The sequence below is a fragment of the Actinoplanes sp. NPDC049118 genome, from assembly GCF_040648555.1.
Lineage (GTDB): Bacteria > Actinomycetota > Actinomycetes > Mycobacteriales > Micromonosporaceae > Actinoplanes.
This window is the reverse complement of the sequence record NZ_JBEZDY010000013.1, coordinates 17,971-37,614: the sequence shown is the minus strand read 5'-3', so window position 1 is coordinate 37,614 and position 19,644 is coordinate 17,971. Positions and strand designations below refer to the sequence as shown.

The 19,644-nt window shown below is 72.9% G+C and carries 20 protein-coding genes; 9 read left to right on the top strand and 11 right to left on the bottom strand.

What is annotated here, in order from left to right; genetic code table 11:
• Window positions 1–15 precede the first annotated feature (15 nt).
• From AB0B58_RS21430 to AB0B58_RS21420, 3 genes are read left to right on the top strand one after another with little or no spacing between them, the layout of a single operon-like run.
• Complete coding sequence (locus AB0B58_RS21430; RefSeq protein WP_360226037.1) at window positions 16–219, top strand: CbtB-domain containing protein; 204 nt, start codon at window positions 16–18, stop codon at window positions 217–219.
• Complete coding sequence (locus tag AB0B58_RS21425) at window positions 210–998, top strand: CbtA family protein (protein WP_360226034.1); 789 nt, start codon at window positions 210–212, stop codon at window positions 996–998. The genes AB0B58_RS21430 and AB0B58_RS21425 overlap by 10 nt, the downstream gene beginning before the upstream one ends.
• Window positions 995–1,561, top strand: a complete 567-nt coding sequence (locus tag AB0B58_RS21420) for a histidine phosphatase family protein (RefSeq protein ID WP_360226031.1) — start codon at window positions 995–997, stop codon at window positions 1,559–1,561. Before AB0B58_RS21425 ends, AB0B58_RS21420 begins: the two co-directional genes overlap by 4 nt.
• Window positions 1,562–1,606: 45 nt before the next feature.
• Here AB0B58_RS21420 and AB0B58_RS21415 read toward each other — a convergent pair whose 3' ends face one another.
• On the bottom strand, window positions 1,607–2,422 hold the full coding sequence (locus AB0B58_RS21415; RefSeq protein ID WP_360226028.1) for a phosphotransferase: 816 nt from the start codon (window positions 2,420–2,422) through the stop codon (window positions 1,607–1,609).
• Between the two features lie 90 nt (window positions 2,423–2,512).
• Here AB0B58_RS21415 and AB0B58_RS21410 point away from each other — a divergent pair, with 90 nt between their 5' ends.
• The 5 genes from AB0B58_RS21410 to AB0B58_RS21390 all read left to right on the top strand — a co-directional run bounded on the left by AB0B58_RS21410 (window position 2,513) and on the right by AB0B58_RS21390 (window position 6,850).
• Window positions 2,513–3,100 carry a helix-turn-helix domain-containing protein gene (locus AB0B58_RS21410; RefSeq protein WP_360226025.1) on the top strand — a complete coding sequence of 196 codons (588 nt, stop codon included), beginning with the start codon at window positions 2,513–2,515 and terminating at the stop codon, window positions 3,098–3,100.
• A gap of 1 nt (window position 3,101) precedes the next feature.
• Window positions 3,102–3,818: an SRPBCC domain-containing protein gene (locus AB0B58_RS21405; RefSeq protein WP_360226022.1), complete on the top strand. Its 717-nt coding sequence runs from the start codon at window positions 3,102–3,104 to the stop codon at window positions 3,816–3,818.
• An 11-nt stretch (window positions 3,819–3,829) separates the two neighbouring features.
• Window positions 3,830–4,624, top strand: coding sequence for an alpha/beta hydrolase (locus tag AB0B58_RS21400; RefSeq protein ID WP_360226019.1), 795 nt, complete (start codon window positions 3,830–3,832; stop codon window positions 4,622–4,624).
• 487 nt (window positions 4,625–5,111) lie between these two features.
• On the top strand, window positions 5,112–6,302 hold the full coding sequence (locus tag AB0B58_RS21395) for a serine/threonine protein kinase (protein ID WP_360226016.1): 1,191 nt from the start codon (window positions 5,112–5,114) through the stop codon (window positions 6,300–6,302).
• 209 nt (window positions 6,303–6,511) lie between these two features.
• Window positions 6,512–6,850: an RNA polymerase-binding protein RbpA gene (locus AB0B58_RS21390; protein ID WP_015622005.1), complete on the top strand. Its 339-nt coding sequence runs from the start codon at window positions 6,512–6,514 to the stop codon at window positions 6,848–6,850.
• A gap of 60 nt (window positions 6,851–6,910) precedes the next feature.
• Here AB0B58_RS21390 and AB0B58_RS21385 read toward each other — a convergent pair whose 3' ends face one another.
• The 9 genes from AB0B58_RS21385 to AB0B58_RS21345 form a co-directional block, all read right to left on the bottom strand.
• Window positions 6,911–7,426, bottom strand: coding sequence for an FxsA family protein (locus tag AB0B58_RS21385; RefSeq protein WP_360226011.1), 516 nt, complete (start codon window positions 7,424–7,426; stop codon window positions 6,911–6,913).
• Between the two features lie 57 nt (window positions 7,427–7,483).
• Entirely contained in the window at window positions 7,484–8,293 is an 810-nt protein-coding gene (locus AB0B58_RS21380) for a polyprenol monophosphomannose synthase (protein ID WP_360226008.1), read from the bottom strand.
• Complete coding sequence (gene lnt / locus AB0B58_RS21375) at window positions 8,290–9,843, bottom strand: apolipoprotein N-acyltransferase (protein ID WP_360226672.1); 1,554 nt, start codon at window positions 9,841–9,843, stop codon at window positions 8,290–8,292. Before lnt ends, AB0B58_RS21380 begins: the two co-directional genes overlap by 4 nt.
• A gap of 534 nt (window positions 9,844–10,377) precedes the next feature.
• Window positions 10,378–11,646, bottom strand: coding sequence for a glutamate mutase L (locus AB0B58_RS21370; RefSeq protein WP_360226005.1), 1,269 nt, complete (start codon window positions 11,644–11,646; stop codon window positions 10,378–10,380).
• Window positions 11,643–12,008 carry a hotdog domain-containing protein gene (locus tag AB0B58_RS21365; protein WP_360226002.1) on the bottom strand — a complete coding sequence of 122 codons (366 nt, stop codon included), beginning with the start codon at window positions 12,006–12,008 and terminating at the stop codon, window positions 11,643–11,645. The genes AB0B58_RS21370 and AB0B58_RS21365 overlap by 4 nt, the downstream gene beginning before the upstream one ends.
• A complete protein-coding gene (locus AB0B58_RS21360; protein WP_360225999.1) occupies window positions 12,005–12,739 on the bottom strand; it encodes an OAM dimerization domain-containing protein in 735 nt (244 codons plus the stop codon). Before AB0B58_RS21360 ends, AB0B58_RS21365 begins: the two co-directional genes overlap by 4 nt.
• The gene (locus AB0B58_RS21355) at window positions 12,736–14,292 is read right to left on the bottom strand and encodes a lysine 5,6-aminomutase subunit alpha (RefSeq protein WP_360225996.1); all 1,557 of its coding nucleotides are present in this window, start codon (window positions 14,290–14,292) and stop codon (window positions 12,736–12,738) included. Before AB0B58_RS21355 ends, AB0B58_RS21360 begins: the two co-directional genes overlap by 4 nt.
• A complete protein-coding gene (locus AB0B58_RS21350) occupies window positions 14,292–15,833 on the bottom strand; it encodes an amidohydrolase family protein (RefSeq protein WP_360225993.1) in 1,542 nt (513 codons plus the stop codon). Before AB0B58_RS21350 ends, AB0B58_RS21355 begins: the two co-directional genes overlap by 1 nt.
• A 5-nt stretch (window positions 15,834–15,838) precedes the next feature.
• Window positions 15,839–16,879, bottom strand: coding sequence for an L-erythro-3,5-diaminohexanoate dehydrogenase (locus AB0B58_RS21345; protein WP_360225990.1), 1,041 nt, complete (start codon window positions 16,877–16,879; stop codon window positions 15,839–15,841).
• A gap of 132 nt (window positions 16,880–17,011) precedes the next feature.
• Here AB0B58_RS21345 and AB0B58_RS21340 point away from each other — a divergent pair, with 132 nt between their 5' ends.
• The gene (locus tag AB0B58_RS21340; protein ID WP_360225987.1) at window positions 17,012–18,388 is read left to right on the top strand and encodes a lysine 2,3-aminomutase; all 1,377 of its coding nucleotides are present in this window, start codon (window positions 17,012–17,014) and stop codon (window positions 18,386–18,388) included.
• Window positions 18,389–18,459: 71 nt separating this feature from the next.
• Here the strand turns inward: AB0B58_RS21340 and AB0B58_RS21335 are convergent, their stop codons facing one another.
• Window positions 18,460–18,651: a CsbD family protein gene (locus AB0B58_RS21335; RefSeq protein WP_360225984.1), complete on the bottom strand. Its 192-nt coding sequence runs from the start codon at window positions 18,649–18,651 to the stop codon at window positions 18,460–18,462.
• Window positions 18,652–19,644 lie beyond the last annotated feature (993 nt).

The following is a 19,644-nucleotide window of genomic DNA, read 5'->3' as shown; positions in this document are numbered from 1 at the left end:
GAGGTCTTACCCCTTATGTCAGATATCCAGGCGGTTCGCCCGCTGAGCACGCCCGCCGTCTCCCCGCGGGTGCTCGTGACCGCCGTCGGCGTCGTCGTGCTGCTTCTGCTGCTCGCCTACCTGGTCGCGTTCGACCAGGGCGCGATCTCCCGCGGCGGGATGTACCTGCACGAGCTGATGCACGACGGCCGGCACCTGCTCGGTGTCCCGTGTCACTGACGGGTGACCGCCCCGCGCCGACCTACGGCGCCATCCTGCTGCGGGGACTGCTCGCGGGCCTGATCGCCGGCCTGCTGGCGGGGGTCTTCGCCTACTCGACCGGTGAGAGCCGGATCGACGCCGCGATCGCCATCGAGGAGGCCGCCGCCGAGCCCGCCGGTGCGGCCGACGACGGTCACCACGACGAGGAGCTCGTCTCCCGCGACGGCCAGCGAGGCGGGCTGTTCCTGGCCACGGCCCTCTACGGCGTCGCGATGGGCGGGCTGCTGGCCACCGCGTACACGTTGCTGCGCCGCAGGCTGCGCACCCCGAGCGACACCCGGGCCGCGATCGGCCTGGCCGGTGCGGCCCTGCTCGGCGTCGTGCTGGTGCCGTTCGTCAAGTATCCGGCGAACCCGCCCGCCGTCGGCGACCCGGCGACGATCAACCAGCGCACGATCAGCTACCTGGCGATCGTGGTGATCGGCCTGGTCGCGGTCTGGGCCGGGGTGCTCGCGTCCCGGTCGCTGCGCGCGGGCGCGCCGGAGTGGCTGCGCGCCACCGCCGCGGTCGGTGGCTTCCTGATCGTGGTCGCGATCGGCTACGTGCTGCTGCCGAGCATCGACGAGGTCCCCGACACGTTCCCGGCGAGCCTGCTGTGGGACTTCCGGATCGCCTCGCTCGGCACCCAGGCCACGCTGTGGACGGCGCTGGGGCTGGCGTTCGCGGCGCTGCTCGGCCGGCTCGGAACCCGGCACCCGGCGGCGGCGCGGGAGAAGTCCGATATCGTGGCCGTGTGAGCGGATTGCGGCTGCTCGCCGCCGCCACGACCCCGGGCCTGCGCCGCGCGGTCTTCGGCGGCGACGACGACCTCGACGAGGGCGGCCTGCGGGCCGCCCTCGCCCTATGCGACGCCGGTGACCTCGGCGGACGCGCGGACACGTGGTGCTGCGCGCCGTCGCAGGCCGCGCTGCAGACGGCCCGGGCGCTCGGCCACGACGACCCGGTCGTGGACAAGGCGCTCGCCGACCCGGACTACGGCACGTGGACGGGCCTCGGCCTGGGCGACGTGGCCGGCGCCGAGCCGGCCGGGCTGCAGGCCTGGCTCACCGACCCCGTCGCGACACCGCACGGCGGCGAGTCCCTGGCGGCCGTGCGGCTGCGGGCCGCGGCCTGGCTCGACCAGCAGGCCGGGCAGCGGATGGTCGCCGTGGCCCACCCGGTCGTGGTGCGCGCGGTGCTGACCCACGCGCTGGGCCTGCCGGACGACGCCCTGTGGCAGCTGGACGTCGCGCCGCTGTCGCTGACCCGGCTCACCCACCGGTCGGGCCGCTGGCACCTGCACCTCCCGCCGGCCGCCTAGGTGCGGTGACGCGCCGCGGGTGTGCACTCCCGGGAGGAGACACCCCTAGCCGTCCAGGCTGTCGCGGGCCCAGCGGGTCAGCAGCGACAGGACCGGGGCGCGGCCCGCGAAGATCGCCGCCGTCTCGCGGGTGTCGTAGGCGGGCCGGGCCGGGCCCCGGGCCACCGCGTGGAGCATCCGCGGGGCCAGCCAGTAGTACTTCGCCGCCCCGGTCAGCCTGATCGCCCTGCCGACCGTGGCGGCGTCGACGGCGCCGCCGAGGCCGCGCCGGTAGCCGTCGCCGACCGCGGCCGCGACCTCGTCGAGCAGCCCCACGTCGATCAGGCCGTCGAAGAACGCGTCCAGGGTCAGGTTCGCGACGTCCTCGCCGATCGCGCCCGGGCCGGTGAACGCCCAGTCGAGCAGGAGCGGACCCTTGGCGGCGAGGACCAGGTTCATCGGCCACAGGTCGTGGTGGCACAGCGTGCGCGGCAGCCGGTCGGCGGCGGCGAGCACCTCGGCCCGGCGCAGCCACAGCGTGCGCAGGTCGGCACGCAGCCGGGGTGACCAGGCGGCGGCCGCGACCCGGTGTTCCCAGTCCGGCTCGGCGAACTGTGACTGCGCGGTGGTGTAGTCGCGCAGGAAGTCCCGCGACAGCCACCCGTGGGCCGGCGGACGGCCCAGCCAGCGGGCCTGCCCGGCGCCGATCCGGTACGCGACGTCGCCGAGTTCCGCGGCGCCGCACGCGGTTGCGGGCGTGCCGGCGACGTCCTCCAGCCACAGTGCGACGGAGGAGTCGGCGCGCTCCTCGACGTCGAGCAGGCCGGGGGCGTACAGCCCGGCGTCGGCGTCGTCGACGAGATCCTGCGGCGGGCTGGGCACGCGCTCGACCGTACCGCAGCGGCGGCACTCGCCCAACCGACCATGATTGTTGGCTAGACAAATCTTTTTGTCGGTGGCAGAGTCACCGGCATGGAGAGCATCGCCGTCATCGAGGACCCGGCCGCGGCCGCGGTCAGCCTGGACCCCATCCGCAGCCGGCTGCTCGCCGAGCTGGCCGTTCCCGGCTCGGCGACGATGCTCGCCGCCAAGGTCGGGCTCCCCCGGCAGAAGGTCAACTACCACCTGCGCACCCTGGAGCAGCACGGCATGATCGAGCTGGTCGAGGAGCGCCGCAAGGGCAACGTCACCGAGCGCATGATGCGGGCCACCGCCGCCTCCTACGTGATCTCCCCGGCGACCATGGCCGCGGTCGCACCGGACCCGTCCCGGGACCCCGACCGGCTGTCGGCGCGCTGGCTGCTCGCCGTCGCCGCCCGCCTGGTCCGCGACGTCGGCGAGCTGCTCACCGGCGCCGGCAAGGCCCGGCAGCGGGTCGCCACGTTCGCGATCGACGGCGAGATCCGCTTCGCCGGCGCCGCCGACCGGGCCGCCTTCGCCGAGGAGCTGACCGTCGCCGTCACCCGGCTGGTGAGCCGCTACCACGACGAGGACGCGCCCGGCGGGCGCCGGCACCGCCTGATCGTCGCCGTGCACCCCGCCGTCACCCGGGAGGACTGAGGTGGGCAAGGACTTCGAGACCCGGCTCGACGCCGAGGTGCCGGCCACCCCCGGGCAGGTCTGGGACGCCATCGCCACGGGGCCGGGGATCAGCTCCTGGTTCGTCGGCAGCACCGAGGTCGACGGCGCGACCGTGCGGACCTCGTTCGGCGACGGCTGGATCCCCGCCGGCACGATCACCGCCTCGGACGCACCGCACAGGTTCGCGTACCGCACCGCCACCGGCGACGACGGCCGGTTCGTCGCGTACGAGTATCTGATCGAGGGCCGCGACCGGGCGAGCACCGTCCTGCGGACCGTGACCAGCGGTTTCCTGCCGGGCGAGGACTGGGCCGACGAGTTCGAGGCGATGCGGTACGGCACCGAGCTGTTCTTCCGGACCCTGCTGGAGTACCTGCGCTGGTTCCCCGGCCGCACCGCCACGCCCGTCACGGTCTTCGGCCCGCAGGTCACCGACTGGCCCCGGACCTGGCGAAACCTGCACGCCGCCCTTGGCCTGGACGCCACCCCGCGCGCGGGCGACCCCGTGCGCGCCGAGCTGACCGGCGACGGCGTCGTCTACTTCACCAACCCGCACACCCTGGGCATCCGCACCCCGGACGCGCTCTACCGCTTCATCCGTGGCCTGAACGGCACCCTGATCGCCGGCCACGAACTCTTCGCCGCCGCGGGCACCGCGGGCTGGCGGCAGTTCCTCGACTCGCTCGACGACTCCTGAAGGACAAGATCATGGCAACTGTCACCTCCGCCGACGGCACCACCGTCGCCTACGAGACGGTCGGCTCCGGACCCGCGCTGATCATCGTCGACGGCGCGATGTGCTACCGCGGCAACGGCCCGGCCCGGGACCTCGCCGCCGCCCTCGCCGACAGCTACACCGTCTTCATCTACGACCGGCGCGGCCGCGGCGCGAGCGGCGACACCGCGCCCTGGTCCGCCGACCGCGAGATCGACGACCTCGCCGCGCTGATCGAGGCCGCCGGCGGCACCGCGTACCTGGTCGGCTGCTCCTCCGGCGCGGTCCTCGCCGCCGACGCCGCGAACCGCCTCGACGGCGTCCGCAAGCTCGCCCTCTACGAGCCGCCGTTCATCGTCGACGACACCCACCCGGCGCGCCCGGACACCTACCTGCCGCGGACCGAGGCGATGATCGCCGCCGGGGACAACGGCGGCGCGGTCAAGATGTTCCTGCGCCACGTCGGCGTGCCCGGCCTCGTGGTGTCGATCATGGCGCTGACCCCGGTCTTCGGCCGGCTCAAGGCCGTCGCGCCGACCCTGCCCTACGACCTGCGCATCCTCGGCGACACCGGCCGCGGCGTGCCGCTCGACGCCGCCCGGTGGTCACGGGTGCGGGTACCGGCGATGGTCATGGACGGCGGCAAGAGCCCCCGGTACATGCGCAACGCGGCGAAGGCGCTCAGCGAGGCCCTGCCGAAGGCCGAGTACCGCACCCTGCCCGGCCAGACCCACATCGTGAAGGCCGCGGTCGTCGCCCCCGCCGTCAAGGATTTCCTCCGCGGCTGAGAACACCGCGGGATGACACAAGCACCATCGGGTACGGGCAGCGTGGCCGACAGCCGCAGCATCGGGGCCGACCGGCACCTCGGGCCGGCGGGTGCGACGTCGCGCCCGTGGGACCGGCCGCCGGGCGGAGGTCGTCCATGCCGCGACGGGCGGCGATCAACAGCGGGCCGCTGGGACTGGCCGCCGGGCGGAGGTCGTCCATGCCGCGACGGGCGGCGATCAACAGCGGGCCGCTGGGACTGGCCGCCGGGCGGAGATCGTTCATGCCGCGGACGGGCGGCGATCAACAGCGGGCCGCTGGGTGCGACGTCGCGCCCCTGGGACCGGTCGCCGGGCGGCGATCAGGGCGCGGGCTCCGGCGGCTGCGCCGTCGAGTGGTCGAGCGGGCCGCGGGGTTGGGCCGGTGGTGGCATCGGCGCGGTGGCGCCGCGATGTCGGTGGGTGGGTCTAGGGTCGGTGCGCGATGGTGGATGACAACGCTTCCGTGATGACCGGGCCCGCGGCCGACCGGGCCGACGGCGGGCCCTTCGGCGGGGACCCGGTGATCGAGACGCGGCCGTGCGCGCACTGTGGACGGCCGGTGCCGCAGCGGGCCGCCGCCGGGCGCCCGTTCCGCTACTGCCGCGACAACGACGGCGACTGCCAGCGGGCGTCGCGCAACGTGCGGATGCGGCACCGGTCCTCCCCCGGGCTCGCCGGGCAGGTCGCCCGCACCTGGGAGGCCGTCGACCGGCTGGACCAGCTCGTCGGCACCCTCAGCGAGGCCCTGCACGCCGAGATGTCGCCGGCCGGGGTCGAGCGGCAGGTGGCCGAGGTGCGGGCGGAGACGTCGCGTCAGGTCGCCGCGGCGCACACCGAACGCGACGACGCCCGCCGCGACGCGGACCGGGCCGCGGAGGCCGCCGGGACCGCCACGCAGCAGGCGGTGGTCGCCCGCGCCGAGCGCGACGACGCCGTGCAGGTCGCCGAGGAGGCCCGCCGGCTGGCCGAGTCTGCCACGCTGGACGCCCGCCGCGCCGTCGCCGGCCGCGACGAGGCGCAGGCGGCCGCCAGCGCCGCCGCCGCGCTGCGGCTGCAGGCCGAGGCCGACCGCGACGCCGCCCGCGACGCCGCGGCCGCCGCCCGCCTTGAGGCCGACGAGGCGCGCCGGGAGATCGACGGCGCGCACCGGGAGGCGGCCGCGCTCGCCCGCGACCTGCAGGCGGCCCGGGAGGAGATCACGACCGCCCGCGACGCGCTGGCCGGAGCCCGGCAGGAGGCCACCGCCGCACAGGACGCTCTCGTCGCGGCACGCCAGGACGCCGGTCAGGCCCGGGAGGCCGCCGCGGCGGCCTCGGCCGGCCGGGATGCGGCCCGCGCCGACGCGCAGCGGGCCACGGAGGCGGCGCGGCTCGCCGAGACCGAGCGGACCGCCGCCCTGCGCGAGGCGGAGGCGTTGCGGCGTACCCTGGACCAGGTCCGGGCCGACGCCGAGCGCGACCTGGCCGGGATGCGGCAGCGGCTCGACGCGGCGAGCGCCGATGCCGACGGCGCGCAGTCGCGGGTGGCGCAGCTCTCCGCTCAGGTAAGCGACCTGGCGTCGGCGCTGGCGTCGCTGGGGCCGGGCCGGTCGGTCCCCGCACAGGCGGCGGCCGACGGGCGGGGCGGGGCGGAAACGGCCGCGCCGGCGACACGGTGACAGACATCGCACTATCCGTAGATCTCACAAAGTCCAGTAAAGTGGACCAAGGTCCACTTCAGTACGGGGCTGAGACGGCCGATAGGGCATCCGGGCGGTTACGCTCGTTGCGTTAACACCGCCGACACACGGCGGTCGCCAGGAATCTCGCGACCGCCCCTTTCGTTACACCAACGGAAGCAGCACCACGAGCGAGGGGAAAGCCGATCATGGGCGAACGCATGCTGCGTGGCAGCCGTCTAGGCGCAGTCAGCTACGAGTCCGACCGCAACACGGAGTTGGCCCCTCGGCAGACCCGCGAGTACCTGTGCGTCAAGGGTCACCAGTTCGAGGTGCCGTTCGCCGTCGACGCCGAGGTGCCGATCACCTGGGAGTGCAAGTTCGACGGCAGCGTCGCGCGACTGGTCGACGGCAACGAGCCGGAGCAGAAGAAGGCGAAGCCGCCGCGTACCCACTGGGACATGCTGCTCGAGCGCCGTTCGATCTCGGAGCTCGAGGACATCCTCAACGAGCGGCTCCAGGAGGTTCGCACCCGTCGAGGGCGCTGACCGCGGCAACGTCGATCGCCGTCCCGCAGCCGCGGGACGGCGATTTGCTGTGCCCGCGAGCTAGCGGACGATCTCGCCCTCGACGACCTCACCCTGGATGACCCCGCCGGCCGGGGCCGGGGAGGCAGGGGGCGGGTCGGCGAGCGGATCGGACTGGTGCACCCGGACGTGCCGGGGACCGAACAGGTCACCGGCGACGGCCGACGACACCCGCCGCTCGGCGGCGCGCTCCACCGCCCGGCGGGCGAGGATCCGCCCCGGCGGGAGCACCAGCAGCAGGCCGGCCGCGGCGGTGATGAATCCCGGCACGGCCAGCAGCAGCGCACCCAGCAGCCCGACCAGGGAGTTGCTCACCTGCGCGCCCGGCGGGCGGCCGGACTCGGCGGCCTCGCGGAACGCACGCCAGCCGCGGACGCCCTCGCGACGCAGCAGCGCCAGCCCGGCGACGCTCGACGCGATCACGATCAGCAGCGCCCAGGCGGCGCCGACGGCGTGCACCACCGCCACGAACACCGCGAACTCGGCCACCGCGAGCAGCAGCAGCCCCAACGGGAGCAGAGCCAGACCTCGGCGCATCATCCACAACCTTCCGGCATCACCAGGACCCGTCCAGCATGACACGCCGGTGCGCGCTCACGGCCAGGTCGAACCCGGCCGCGGCTTTCGTCCGAGCCGGGACAGCAGCGCGTCCCGGCGCGCCGTCGCACCCCACACGGTGACCCTGAGCAGCTGTTCCTTGAAGATGTTGCCGCTCATCTTGCTGACGCCGTGTTCGCGCTCGGTGAACGTGATCGGCACCTCGGCCATCCGGAAACCCTGCCGGTAGGTGCGCCAGGCGAGCTCGACCTGGAACGAGTAGCCGGTGGAGGCGACCGTCGCGACGTCGATCGCGTCGAGGACCGGCATCCGGTAGGCGCGGTAGCCGCCGGTGGCGTCGCGGAACGGCATGCCCAGCGCCATCCGGATGTAGATGTTGCCGCACCGGGAGAGCAGCAGCCGGTGGATCGGCCAGTTGTGCACGCTGCCGCCGGGAATGTACCGGGTGCCGAGCACCGCGTCGGTGTCACGCAGCGCGTCGAGCAGCTTGTGCAGCTCCTCCGGTGCGTGCGAGCCGTCGGCGTCCATCTCCACGACCGCGTCGTAGCCCTTGTTCTTCGCCCAGGCGAACCCGGCGACATACGCGGCGCCGAGGCCTTCCTTACCGGCGCGGTGCAGCACGAAGACGTGGTCGTCGGCGGCGGAGATCTCGTCCGCGATCCCGCCGGTGCCGTCGGGCGAGTTGTCGTCGGCGACCAGGATGTCGACCGACGGCACGGACCGGCGGACCCGATCCGTGATCAGCCGGATGTTGTCGGCCTCGTTGTAGGTCGGGATGACCACGAGGACGCGCCCGATCCCCGGATATCCCTCCGCGCCCGCTGGCGTCGGGTTCGCGTCGCTCACCGTTCCTCCGTCGTGTGTTCCGCGGCGGGGTTGTCGCCGTTACGGCGCCGGCGCATCGGCGCGGCCAGGATCAGCAGGAGCACAGCCAAGCCGACCGCGGCTAGCTCCGGCCAATGCCCCAGACGAGTCGCCAGCGTACGCGGTCCACCGACGTGAATGCCATGCAGGACCACGGCTGGGACGTTGAAGCCGGTGGCCGCGTGCACCTGGCCCGCGGTGCCCACGAAGGCGGACACCCCGACCGTCGACACCATCAGCGCGTCCCGGCCGTGCTCGACGGCCCGCAGCCGCACCATGGCCAGCTGCTGGCGCGCCTCGGCCTCGTTGAACGTGGCGTTGTTCGTCTGCACGGCGAGGATCTGCGCGCCGCCGGTGACCGTGTCCCGCACGATCGAGTCGTAGGCCACCTCGAAGCAGATGACGTCGCCGATCGTGGCCGCCGGCGTGCGCACCACCCCCGGGGTGTCGCCCGCGACCATGTCCTTCACCAGGTCGGCCTTCTCGCTGACCACCCGGGCGATCGGGCGCAGCGGCATGTACTCGGCGAACGGCACCGGATGCCGCTTGACGTACACCTGGTCGAGGTCGGGTCCGGTGACCGGCTTCCACAGGATGCCCGCGTTGCGGATCTCGCCGGGCACGTCACCGCGCAGGACCGCGCCGACGAGGATCGGCACCCCGATCGCGTTGGCCGCCGCGGCGATCTGCTGCGCGGCGTCCGGGTTGCGCAGCGGGTCGATGTCGCTGGAGTTCTCCGGCCAGATCACCAACTCCGGCCTCGGCTTGCGGCCCAGCCGCACCTCGTCCGCCAGGTTCTGCGTCGCCCGGACGTGGTTGAGCAGCACCGCCGCCCGCTGGGCGTTGAAGTCCAGGCCCAACCGCGGCACGTTACCCTGCACGATCGCGACGGTGCGGGTCTCGGCGGCCGGCTCCGCGACCGGCACCAGCGCCGGCCCGGCCACCAGCACGGCCGCCACGGCGGCGAACCCGACCGCGCCGGCCCAGGTCCGCGGCCGCGACCAGCGGCGCCAGGCCAGGGCGACCAGGGCGCCGCCGGCGGCGGCGACCGCGAACGTCACCAGCGGCGCGCCGCCGAGGACGGCCAGGCGCAGCGCGGGCGCGTCGTCCTGGCTGAACGCGAGCCGCCCCCACGGGAACCCGCCGAACGGCGCCCGGTCACGCAGCGCCTCCTGGGTCACCCAGAGCAGCCCGGCGCTCAGCGGCCACAGCGCACGCCACCGGTCGTGCAGCGGCGACAACCAGGCGCCGGCGAGGCCCAGCAGCGCCAGGTAGCCGGCCTGCGCGAGCGACAGCAGAATCCACGGCAGCCAGCCGGCGGCCAGGTTCGTCCAGTCCAGCAGCGGCACGAACAGCACCAGCCCGGCGATCATCCCCAGGCCGAGGCCGCCGCGCAGCCTCCGCCGGTGCGTCGCCGCGGCCAGCAGCGCCACCGCCACCGGCGCCAGGAACCACAGACCGTACGGGGGGAAAGACAGCAACAGCCCGGCCCCGGCCGCGAACGCGGCCGGCACGGCGATCCAGAGGCGCAGCGGGCGCGGCCCGGCAGGCACCACCGGACCCGGTGCGGCCGCCGGCGGCGTCGGCTGAAGCGTCAATGAAATCACCCGCGGAAGGGTACCTGTCGGCGGTCACGTTTCCATCGCGCACGCTACCTGCACGAATACAAATCGGGGCGCGGCCCGCGAGCCACGCCCCGATTGCTCCCAGAGATCCTTCCGGGCCCGGTGCGTCATGGGCCTCGCGTGGCCTTCGGACCGACCCGCCGCGGGCTGGCTGCCCCCGTCGCGCCGTTGTCTACTGGCCACGCTCCACCCCGACCGACACCGGGACAGCGCGGCCGGTCCGCGCCGCTCCGCCGACCCCCACCCCCTGGACCTGGCGTACGCGGGCACTCGCGAAGGGTGCGGGCGTGGCCAGTGGGCGAAGAAACGAAGCGAACAACAGCCGCTTCCCGAAGTAGGACCTGAAGACGGTACGTCGGACCCCCGGCCGTCTGTCAACCGCCGTCCCGGTGCCCGGGCGTGTCGCATTCACCGGCGTGTCCCGCGGTTCCCCCGCAGGGATTACAGAGCGTGCAACAGGCCCGCCGCGGCCGCCGGGTGATCCGCGGCGAGCAGGCCCGCCGCGGCGAGGACATACTCGGTGTCGACCACCCGCCGGGCCGCAGCCGGAGCCGCCCAGCCGCCCGCCGTGTCACCCAGGACCGCGTCCAGGACCTCGTCACCGCCGCCGTGGCGCAGCACCCCGCCGGAGCCGACGACCAGCCGCACGTCGCGCAGGTCCCGCCCGCCGGTCCGCGGCTGCCCGGGCCCGGCCGAGTGACCCCGGGCGTGCCGCCGCAACGCGATCATCGCCGCCGTCGCCGCCAGCCGCCGATCGGTGCCCTCGTCGTACGGGCGCCCACCCCGGATGTCCGGCGCCGGCAGCTTCTCGGCCGCCGCCGCCACCACCACGCCCGGCGCGCCGACGCCGACGCCCAGGTCACCCTCGACCGTGCGGGAACGCCACAGGGTGCCGGCGACGTCGCGGCGTGGGCCCGTCTCGGCCTCAGCGTCCGGCACCAACGCCGAGTACACGTCGGTGGTCGCCCCACCGACGTCGACGACCAGCACCCCGGCGCCGGTACCGTCGGCGAGCAACTCCACCCCGGCCAGCACCGCGTCCGGGGTCGCCGCCCGTACCAGCGACGCGAACCGGGAGCCACGCGAGAGCCGCTTGCCGCCGATGACGTGCCGCAGGAACACCTCCCGGATCGCCGCCCGGGCCGGCCCCGGATCCAGCACCCCGATCCTCGGCAGCACATTCCCGGTCACCGTCACCGGAATCCGCCGCCCCGCCAGCACCTCGGCGGCCTCCTCCCGGACGTCCGCGTTGCCGGCCACGACCACCGGCACCCGCAGCCGCGACGTGCCCAGCCGGCGGGCGTTGTGCAGCAGCACCTCGCCGTCGCCGCCGTCGGTGCCACCGACAAGCAGGATCACGTCCGGGCGCGAGGCACGCAGCGCCGCCACCGCACGCCCGTCGAGGGGGCCCGCGGCGACGTGCACGACCTGCGCGCCCGCGGACAGCCCCACCCGGTGCCCGGCCTCGGCCGTGACCAGCGACTCGTACCCGACGACGGCGAGCCGCAGCCCGCCACCGGCCGACGAGCACACGTACATCTCGCCGTCGCCGCCCCCGAGCGCGGCGACGGCGAGATCAAGACCGGTCAGGACGTCGGAGTCCGACGTCGTCGGCACCTCCGCGCGGCGCAGCAGGACGCCGCCACCGAGATCGACCAGACAGGCCTTGGTGTACGTGGACCCGACGTCGACGCAGACCGCCGTGCTCAAGGCTTCGGCGGCACGACCACGGTGCCGGTGGCGGTCACCGCGACGATCGGCTCGGCCAGAACCTCCGCGCCCGAACCGCCCGTGCCCCGGCACACCACGACCGACGCGAACTCGATCTGCCGCGACCGGGTACCCATCCTCGTCACCGTCGCCGTGACCTCCAGGACGTCACCGGCCTGCACCGGCGCCCTGAACTGCACGTCGGAGTACGACGCGAACAGGCCCTCGTCGCCGTCGAGCCGGATGCACACCTCGGTGGCGACGTCACCGAACAACCCCAGCGAATACGCGCCGTCGACCAGGTTCCCCGCGTAGTGCGCGTGCGCGTACGGCACGTACCGGCGATGCGTGACAGTGATCAAGAAGTGCTCCCCACGATTGCGTGAACCAGATACGAGGCGACCTCGCGCGGCGTCGTGCCCCGGGTGAAGATCCGGTCCACGCCGAGCTCGTCCGCCATCAGCTCGTCGAAACGCGGCCCGCCGACGATCAGCAGCGGACGCTTGCCGGCCGGCAACGCCTCCCGGAACGCCGCCGACATCGCCCGGGTGTTCTGCAGGTGCGCGTCGCGCTGCGTCACCACCTGCGACACCAGCACCGCGTCGGCCTTCTGCGCCCGGGCCGTCTCCACCAGCTCCGGCACCGACACCTGCGCGCCCATGTTCGTCACCGACAGCTCGCTGTAGTACTCCAGGCCCTTCTCGCCGGCGATGCCCTTGAGATTCAGGATCGCGTCGATGCCGACCGTGTGCGCGTCGGTGCCGATGCACGCGCCGACCACGTTCAGCCGCCGCCGCAGCCGCCGCTTGATCACCGCGTTGACCTCTTTGGCGTTCAGCAGCGGGAAGTCCCGCTCCACCACCTGCACCTTGTCGGTGTCGACGAGATGGTTCACCCGGCCGTAGACGACGAAGAAGGTGAACCCGTCGCCCATCTGCTTGGCGTGCACCAGCAGCGCCGGATCCATGCCCATCTTGTTCGCCAGCTGCACCGCGGCGCCCTCGCCGCGCTTGTCGTGCGGAATCGGCAGCGTGAACGACAGCTGCACCATCCCGTCACCCGTGGTGTCCCCGTAGGGCCGCACAATGCTCATGCTTCCAGGGCCTCCGTCACGGGGTTGTAGTAGCCGTCCTCGTGCTTCGCGACCCCGTCGAGGCCCTTGCCCCGGTCCGCCGGCCGCTTCATGATCCCGAACGTGCCGTCGGCGATCGCGTTCAACATCGTGTCGTCGACGATCCGCTCCAGCAGCTCGATCGCCTCACCGAGCACCTCATGCGCCCGCGACTGGATGAACCCGCCCGGCGCCGGCACGAAGTCCTCGTGCAGATTCCCGGCACCGTTCAACACGTAGCGCACGTTCTGCAGGGCGATGTCACGGTCCGACAGCCACGGCGTCACCACCGCCTCCGTCATCATCCCGACCAGCAGGATCCCCTGCCCGGTCAGCGCACCCACCAGGTTGAAGAACCCGTCCAGCAGATTCCCCCGGAACACGTCACCGGTCATGTGCTTGGTCGGCGGCATCCACTTCAGCGGCGCGTCCGGGAACAGCTCCCGCGCCAGCAGCGCATGCGCCAGCTCCAGCCGGAACGACTCCGGCAGCTCCGGGTTGATCTCGAACGCGTGGCCCAGGCCCAACTGCCAGTCCGCCAGCCCCGCCTCGTGCGCGAAGTACTCGTTGAGCAGCTGCGACACCGTCACCGTGTGCGCCGCCTCGACCGCGTCCGCGGTCGTCAGGTAGTTGTCCTCACCGGTGTTGATGATGATCCCCGCCCGCGCGTGGACCTGCCGGGAGAACCGCTGGTCCACGAACGTGCGGATCGGGTTGATGTCACGGAACAGGATCCCGTACATGGAGTCGTTGAGCATCATGTCCAGACGCTCCATGCCGGCCAGCGCCGCGATCTCCGGCATACACAGCCCCGACGCGTAGTTCGTCAGCCGCACATAGCGGCCCAGCTCCTTCGACGTCACGTCCAGGGCCGCACGCATCAGCCGGAAGTTCTCCTGCGTCGCGTACGTGCCCGCGAAACCCTCCCGGGTCGCACCCTCCGGCACGTAGTCCAGCAACGACTGACCCGTCGACCGGATCACCGCGATCACGTCCGCGCCCGCCCGGGCCGCCGCCTGCGCCTGCGGGATGTCCTCGTAGATGTCCCCGGTCGCCACGATCAGATAGATCCACGGCCGCTGCTTCGGATCCCCGTACCGCTTGATCAGCCGGTCCCGCTCGGCCCGCCGCCGGTCCACGATCTTCAGGCCCGCGTTGGTCGCCCGCCGCGCCGCCCGCCGGGCCGCCGTCACCTCGGCCTTCTTATCCGGTACGGCGAACCTGACCGCGCCGGCCGCAGCCTTCTGCGCCAGCACCGTCACGTCGTCGACACCCTGTGACGCCATGGCGTGGAACACCGGCACCGCAACACCCTGGCCGAGACCCACGTCGGCACGCACCGCGTCCACCAGGCGGTTCACCCACGGGATGCCGTCGGAGTCCGCACCCGACACCCCGGCCAGGCGCAACACCGCACGCTCCACCGACACCGTCGTGTGCGAACGCGCCAGGTCCACGACCGGCCGCCCCGCCTTCCTGGCGAGCGCGCGCGCCCGCCGCACGACGCGAGGATCCAGACCAAGCTTGTTCACCACTACTCCTCGAAGATCGTCTCGCCGTGCAGCACCGTGCGCCGGCACACCGGCCGAGCCGGCACCTCACCGTCGGCCCCCGGCAACAGCACCGGCAGCCCACCCTCCACCCCCGCAGGGGTGTCCCACACCGCGAACGTCGCCGCCGCACCCGGCGACAGCACCCCCGCGTCGTCCACGCCGACGGCCCGCCAGCCGCCCCGGGTACTCGCACCGAACGCCGCACGCACACTCATCCGGTACACCGGATTCCGCGGCGCCGCCGCGGCCACCACCGCCGCCCACGGATCCAGCGGCGTCACCGGCGAATCCGACCCGAACGCCAGACTCACCCCCGTCGCGTACATCGCACCGATCGGATTCGACGCCATCGCCCGCGGCACACCCAGCCGCTGCGCGTACATCCGGTCCGGGCCACCCCACAACGCGTCGAAGACCGGCTGCACGCTCGCCACCACCCCGAACTCCACCATCCGGGCGATCATCGGCTTGTCCGCCAGCTCCACGTGCTCGATCCGGTGCCGGCCCTCCCGCAACCGGTCCACACCGACCTGCTTCGCCGCGATCGCGAACCCGTCCAGCACCGCCTCGATCGCCGCGTCCCCGATCGCGTGGAAACCGCCCTGCACGCCGGCGTCGACGCACTCCAGCAGGTGCGAACCCGCCTGCTCCGCCGACACGAACGACTCGCCGCAACCGCCACCGTCGCAATACGCCGAACGCACCGACGCCGTACGCGAACCCAGCGCACCGTCCGCGTACAGGTCACCGCCCGCACCGACCGCGCCCAGCTCCCTCGCCCGGGCCACCCCACCGAGCTCACCCCAGTAGCCGTAGACCCGCGGCAGCCCGTCGCCCGACAACGCCAGCACCGACGTGAAGTCCGCCTCGCTCGACGTGCCCGGCCCGCCGCACTCGTGCACCGCCGCCACCCCCCGCGACGCCGCCAGCCGCAGGGCCGAACGCTGCGCCGCCGTGCGCTGCGCCGCCGTCAACGACCCCAGCGCCACCGCACGCACCGCATGATGCGCCTGCTCCCGCACCCAGCCCGAAACGGCGTACCCCGGCACCCCCTCGACACCGGGGCACGCCGCCAGCAGCGACCGCGACGCCAGCGCCGAATGCACCGACGCCTGCGACAGATACACCCGCCGCCCCGCCGCCGCCCGCTCCAGCTCCTCCGCCGACGGCGGCTCCTGCACCGCCCACGTCGACTCGTCCCAGCCGTGCCCGTGCACCACCGCGTCCGCCGGCCGCGTCGCCGCGAACGCCGCCACCGCGTCCAGCAGCTCGCCCGCCGAACGCACCCCGGACAGCTCCAGGCCATCCGCCGCCAGACCCGTGTCCGTCGCGTGCACATGCGCGTCCACGAACGCCGGCGTCACCAGCGCACCGCCCAGATCCACCGAGGCGTCCGCCGCCGGCGCGTCCACCGCCGCGCCCAGCCACACGATCCGCCCGTCACGCACCAGCATCGCCGTCGCCCGCGGATCGGCGGCGGAATAGAAACGACCGTTCGAGAACAGCACCGAGGGGAGAGTCATGAACGTCAGTGTGCCGCGATCCGCGACTCGAACAGCGCACGCACCGCGGGAGTGCGCCGCACCACATCCAGCGCGAACTCCGCATGGCCCGGCACGTACCCGTTGCCGACCAGCATCGTCACGTCCGCCGCCAGGCCCTCCGCGCCCAGCGCCGCCGCCGGGAAGCTCGTCGCCATCGAGAAGAAGATCACCGTGCCGCCGGACGCCGTCGCCAGGATCGCACCGTGCTCACACCCCGGCACGTCGACGCAGACCACCGTCACCGTCGCCGGCGCACCCAGCGCCGACACGACCGCCGACGACACCGCCACCGGATCCCGCGCGTCGGCGACCGCGACGTGATCGGCCAGCCCGGCCGCCGTCAGCGCCGCGCGCTCCGCGTCCGACACGACCACACCGACCGTACGGGCACCCGCGAGCCGCGCCGCCGTCAACGCGAGGGACCCGCTCTTGCCCGCCCCGCCCAGCACGGCCACCGTCACCGGCGTCGCCGCGCCCGCGTACCCCTTCACGATCCGGTCCGTCAGCGCCGGCGCGCCGCACACGTCGAACACCGCGAGCGCCAGCTCCGGGGCCAGATCGTCGGGGAGCACCGCCACCACCGAGCGGCCGAACAGGATCGCGTGGCCGGCGGCCGGCACCTGCTCGCTCAGCCCGTCCCAGCCCGCGAGGCCGTCCGAGACGGCCAGGGGCGTCAGCGTCAGCGAGACCAGCGTGGCGACCCGGTCGCCGGCCTTCACCGGCAGCGGCGACTCCGGCCCCACCTCGTCCACGACGCCGATCAGCATCCCGCCCGAACCGGTCACCGGGTTGTGCATCTTCCCCCGCGTACCGATGATCTCCAGCACCTCGGCGCGCACGGCCGCACCGTCACCGCCGTGCTTGGTCGCCAGCTGCCGGAAGCTCGCCGCGTCCAGATTCAGCCGTTCGACCCTAATCCGGACCTCGTCCGTGCCGATCTCAGGGCGTGCGTCCAAGCGCCACGCGGCCTGCGGAAGCACACCCGCGGGCTCGAGCACCCGGTTCAGGCCCACCGGAAACGTCATGCGCACCATCCTCACGAGAATCAGACTGCTATTCGGCCGTCCTACCGTAAATCCTCCGGACCGACGGTTACTAGACCGCAGATTCTCCAGTATCGTCGTTGGTGATCGCTCCCCCACCCCCAGGAGGCCCCGTTGACCCAGCTCCAGAACGACGCCGCCACCGAGGCAGGGCAGCCATACGACTACCGACGGCGCACCCTGGTCGAGCCCGACTGGACCCGCTTCCCCGGCTGGCGTGACATCACCGCCGCCCAGTGGGAGTCCGCACAGTGGCAGCGCGTCAACTGCGTCAAGAACATCAAGCAGCTGCGCGCCCTCATGGGCGACCTCCTGGACGAGCGCTTCTACGCCGACCTGGAGACCGACCAGCAGCGCCTGGCCACCATGTCGATGCTGATCCCGCCCCAGATGCTCAACACCATGGTGCCCGACAAAACGCCCGACACGGAGTCTTTCTACGCAGACCCCATCCGGCGCTACATGATCCCCGTCGCCACCGACCGCCACCTCGACTGGCCGTCACACCCGCACGCCACCCGCGACTCCCTGCACGAACACGACATGTGGGTCGCCGAAGGCCTCACCCACCGCTACCCCACCAAGGTCCTCGCCGAGCTGCTCAGCACCTGCCCGCAGTACTGCGGCCACTGCACCCGGATGGACCTGGTCGGCAACAGCACACCCACCGTCGACAAGCTCAAGCTGACCCTCAAGCCCGTCGACCGCTACGACGCCCACCTCGCCTACCTCAAGGCACACCCCGGCGTACGCGACGTGGTGGTCTCCGGCGGTGACGTCGCCAACGTGCCGTGGAAGCAGCTCGAGACGTACCTGATGGGCCTGCTCTCGGTCCCGACCGTCCGCGACATCCGGCTCGCCACCAAGGCCCTCGCCGGCCTGCCCCAGCACTGGCTGCAGGACGACGTCGTCGAAGGCCTCAACCGGGTCGCCATCACCGCCGAGCGCCGCGGCGTCAACCTCGCCGTGCACACCCACGTCAACCACGTGAACTCGCTGACCCCGCTGGTCGCCAAGGCCACCCGCACGCTGCTCGAGGTCGGCGTCCGCGACGTCCGCAACCAGGGCGTGCTCATGCGCGGCGTCAACGCCACCACGTCCGACCTGCTCGACCTCTGCTTCGGCCTGCAGGGCGAGGCCGGCATCCTGCCGTACTACTTCTACATGTGCGACATGATCCCCAACGCCGAGCACTGGCGCGTCCCGGTCTGGTACGCCCAGCAGCTGCAGCACGACATGATGGGCTACCTGCCCGGCTACGCCACCCCGAGAATCGTCTGCGACGTACCGTTCGTCGGCAAGCGCTGGGTGCACATGCTGGCCGAGTACGACCGCGAGCACGGCATCTCCTACTGGACGAAGAACTACCGCACGTCCATCGAGACCGCCGACGACGAGGCGCTCAGCAAGCTCTACGCGTACTACGACCCGATCGACACGCTGCCGCAGTCCGGCCAGGACTGGTGGCGCAAGCAGCAGGTCGCCGAGTAACTCCCGCACAGCGAACGGGCCCCCGGGAATTCCCCGGGGGCCCGTTCGCTGTCTATTCGGGTCTGGTCAGCTCAGCTGAGTGCGTCGCGCGCGTCCTTGCCGGCGTCCTTCACGTGCTCGCCGGCCTGCTTGGCCTTGGCGGACATCTCCTGCGCCGTGCCCTCGGCCACGAGCCGCTCGTCGTTGGTGGCGTCGCCGATGCTCTGCTTCGTCTTTCCGGTCAGCTCTTCCACCTTGTTCTTGACCTTGTCAGTGAAGCTCATCGTCAGCCCTCTCATCGAGTCAAAACCAAGTTGTTCTTGCTGGTGAATGGGTGCCCGAAGGGCTCCTCTTTGAAACCTGGCCGGGCTCCGCCCCGCTCAGGTGAGCCGGCGCACTGTGCGTAGGGCATCCTAGGATCCTTGGATACAGGATGCGGGCCGACGGCGAACGCCTTCGCTCGCCAGTCCCGCCCGTGGAACCGCGTTGTCCGCCCGTTCCGCGCGGTGCGATCCTGCGACCAGGTCAGCGCGTTCGGTGACGACCCACTGGTCGGTGGCGTACGCGGGCGTCTGCCTCCGTCCCCGGCGCGGACGGGTGCCGCTGCCGCGGGACCGACCGCCACCCCTTCACCACCGCCGCGTCACGCCGACCACTTCCCCGCCTCAAAGACCGCTGCGGATCTTGTCAGCGTCATAGGCCACGAACGCGCGCTCATGTGCACCACCGCCGCGTCACGCCGACCACTCCCGTCCCCAAGGCCACTGCCGATCTTGTCAGCGTCGCGGGCCACAACGCGGCGCTCATGTGCACTATCCGGGCACCGGACCGACGGACGCTTGGCTGCCGTGGTTTCCCGGTCTCCGACGTCCACCGACGTCGTGTCCCTTAGCGGGTGAGGGCGCGGGGCCACGACGTGGTTACATCGGTGCTGCTCAAGAGGCCGTTGATTCCGGTCGGGGTGCGCCGGAGGGGGTCCGGCGGAGCGGTTGTTTCAGCTGGATGGCGGCGGCATCCGGGTCGGTCTGGGTGACGGTGCAACCACGTCGTGACCCGCCGAGCTCGCCGCTTTCTCCCAACGTCCGCGGTTGTCGTGGACGTTGGGGGACGAGGGTGCGGAGCTCGCCGCTCTCCCCCAACATGTGCGGTTGTCGTGGACGTTGGGGGACGAGGGTGCGGGACTCGCCGCTCTCCCCCAACATGTGCGGTTGTCGTGGACGTTGGGGGACGAGGGTGCGGGACTCGCCGCTCTCCCCCAACATGTGCGGTTGTCGTGG

Coding starts and splice junctions, on each gene's coding strand:
- AB0B58_RS21345 (WP_360225990.1), bottom strand. CDS start 16,879: ATGACGTTTCCGGTGGGCCTGAACCGGGTGCTCGAGCCCGCGGGTGTG.
- AB0B58_RS21335 (WP_360225984.1), bottom strand. CDS start 18,651: ATGAGCTTCACTGACAAGGTCAAGAACAAGGTGGAAGAGCTGACCGGA.
- AB0B58_RS21385 (WP_360226011.1), bottom strand. CDS start 7,426: ATGCGCCGAGGTCTGGCTCTGCTCCCGTTGGGGCTGCTGCTGCTCGCG.
- AB0B58_RS21410 (WP_360226025.1), top strand. CDS start 2,513: ATGGAGAGCATCGCCGTCATCGAGGACCCGGCCGCGGCCGCGGTCAGC.
- AB0B58_RS21390 (WP_015622005.1), top strand. CDS start 6,512: ATGGGCGAACGCATGCTGCGTGGCAGCCGTCTAGGCGCAGTCAGCTAC.
- AB0B58_RS21350 (WP_360225993.1), bottom strand. CDS start 15,833: ATGACTCTCCCCTCGGTGCTGTTCTCGAACGGTCGTTTCTATTCCGCC.
- AB0B58_RS21400 (WP_360226019.1), top strand. CDS start 3,830: ATGGCAACTGTCACCTCCGCCGACGGCACCACCGTCGCCTACGAGACG.
- AB0B58_RS21395 (WP_360226016.1), top strand. CDS start 5,112: ATGACCGGGCCCGCGGCCGACCGGGCCGACGGCGGGCCCTTCGGCGGG.
- AB0B58_RS21360 (WP_360225999.1), bottom strand. CDS start 12,739: ATGAGCATTGTGCGGCCCTACGGGGACACCACGGGTGACGGGATGGTG.
- AB0B58_RS21430 (WP_360226037.1), top strand. CDS start 16: ATGTCAGATATCCAGGCGGTTCGCCCGCTGAGCACGCCCGCCGTCTCC.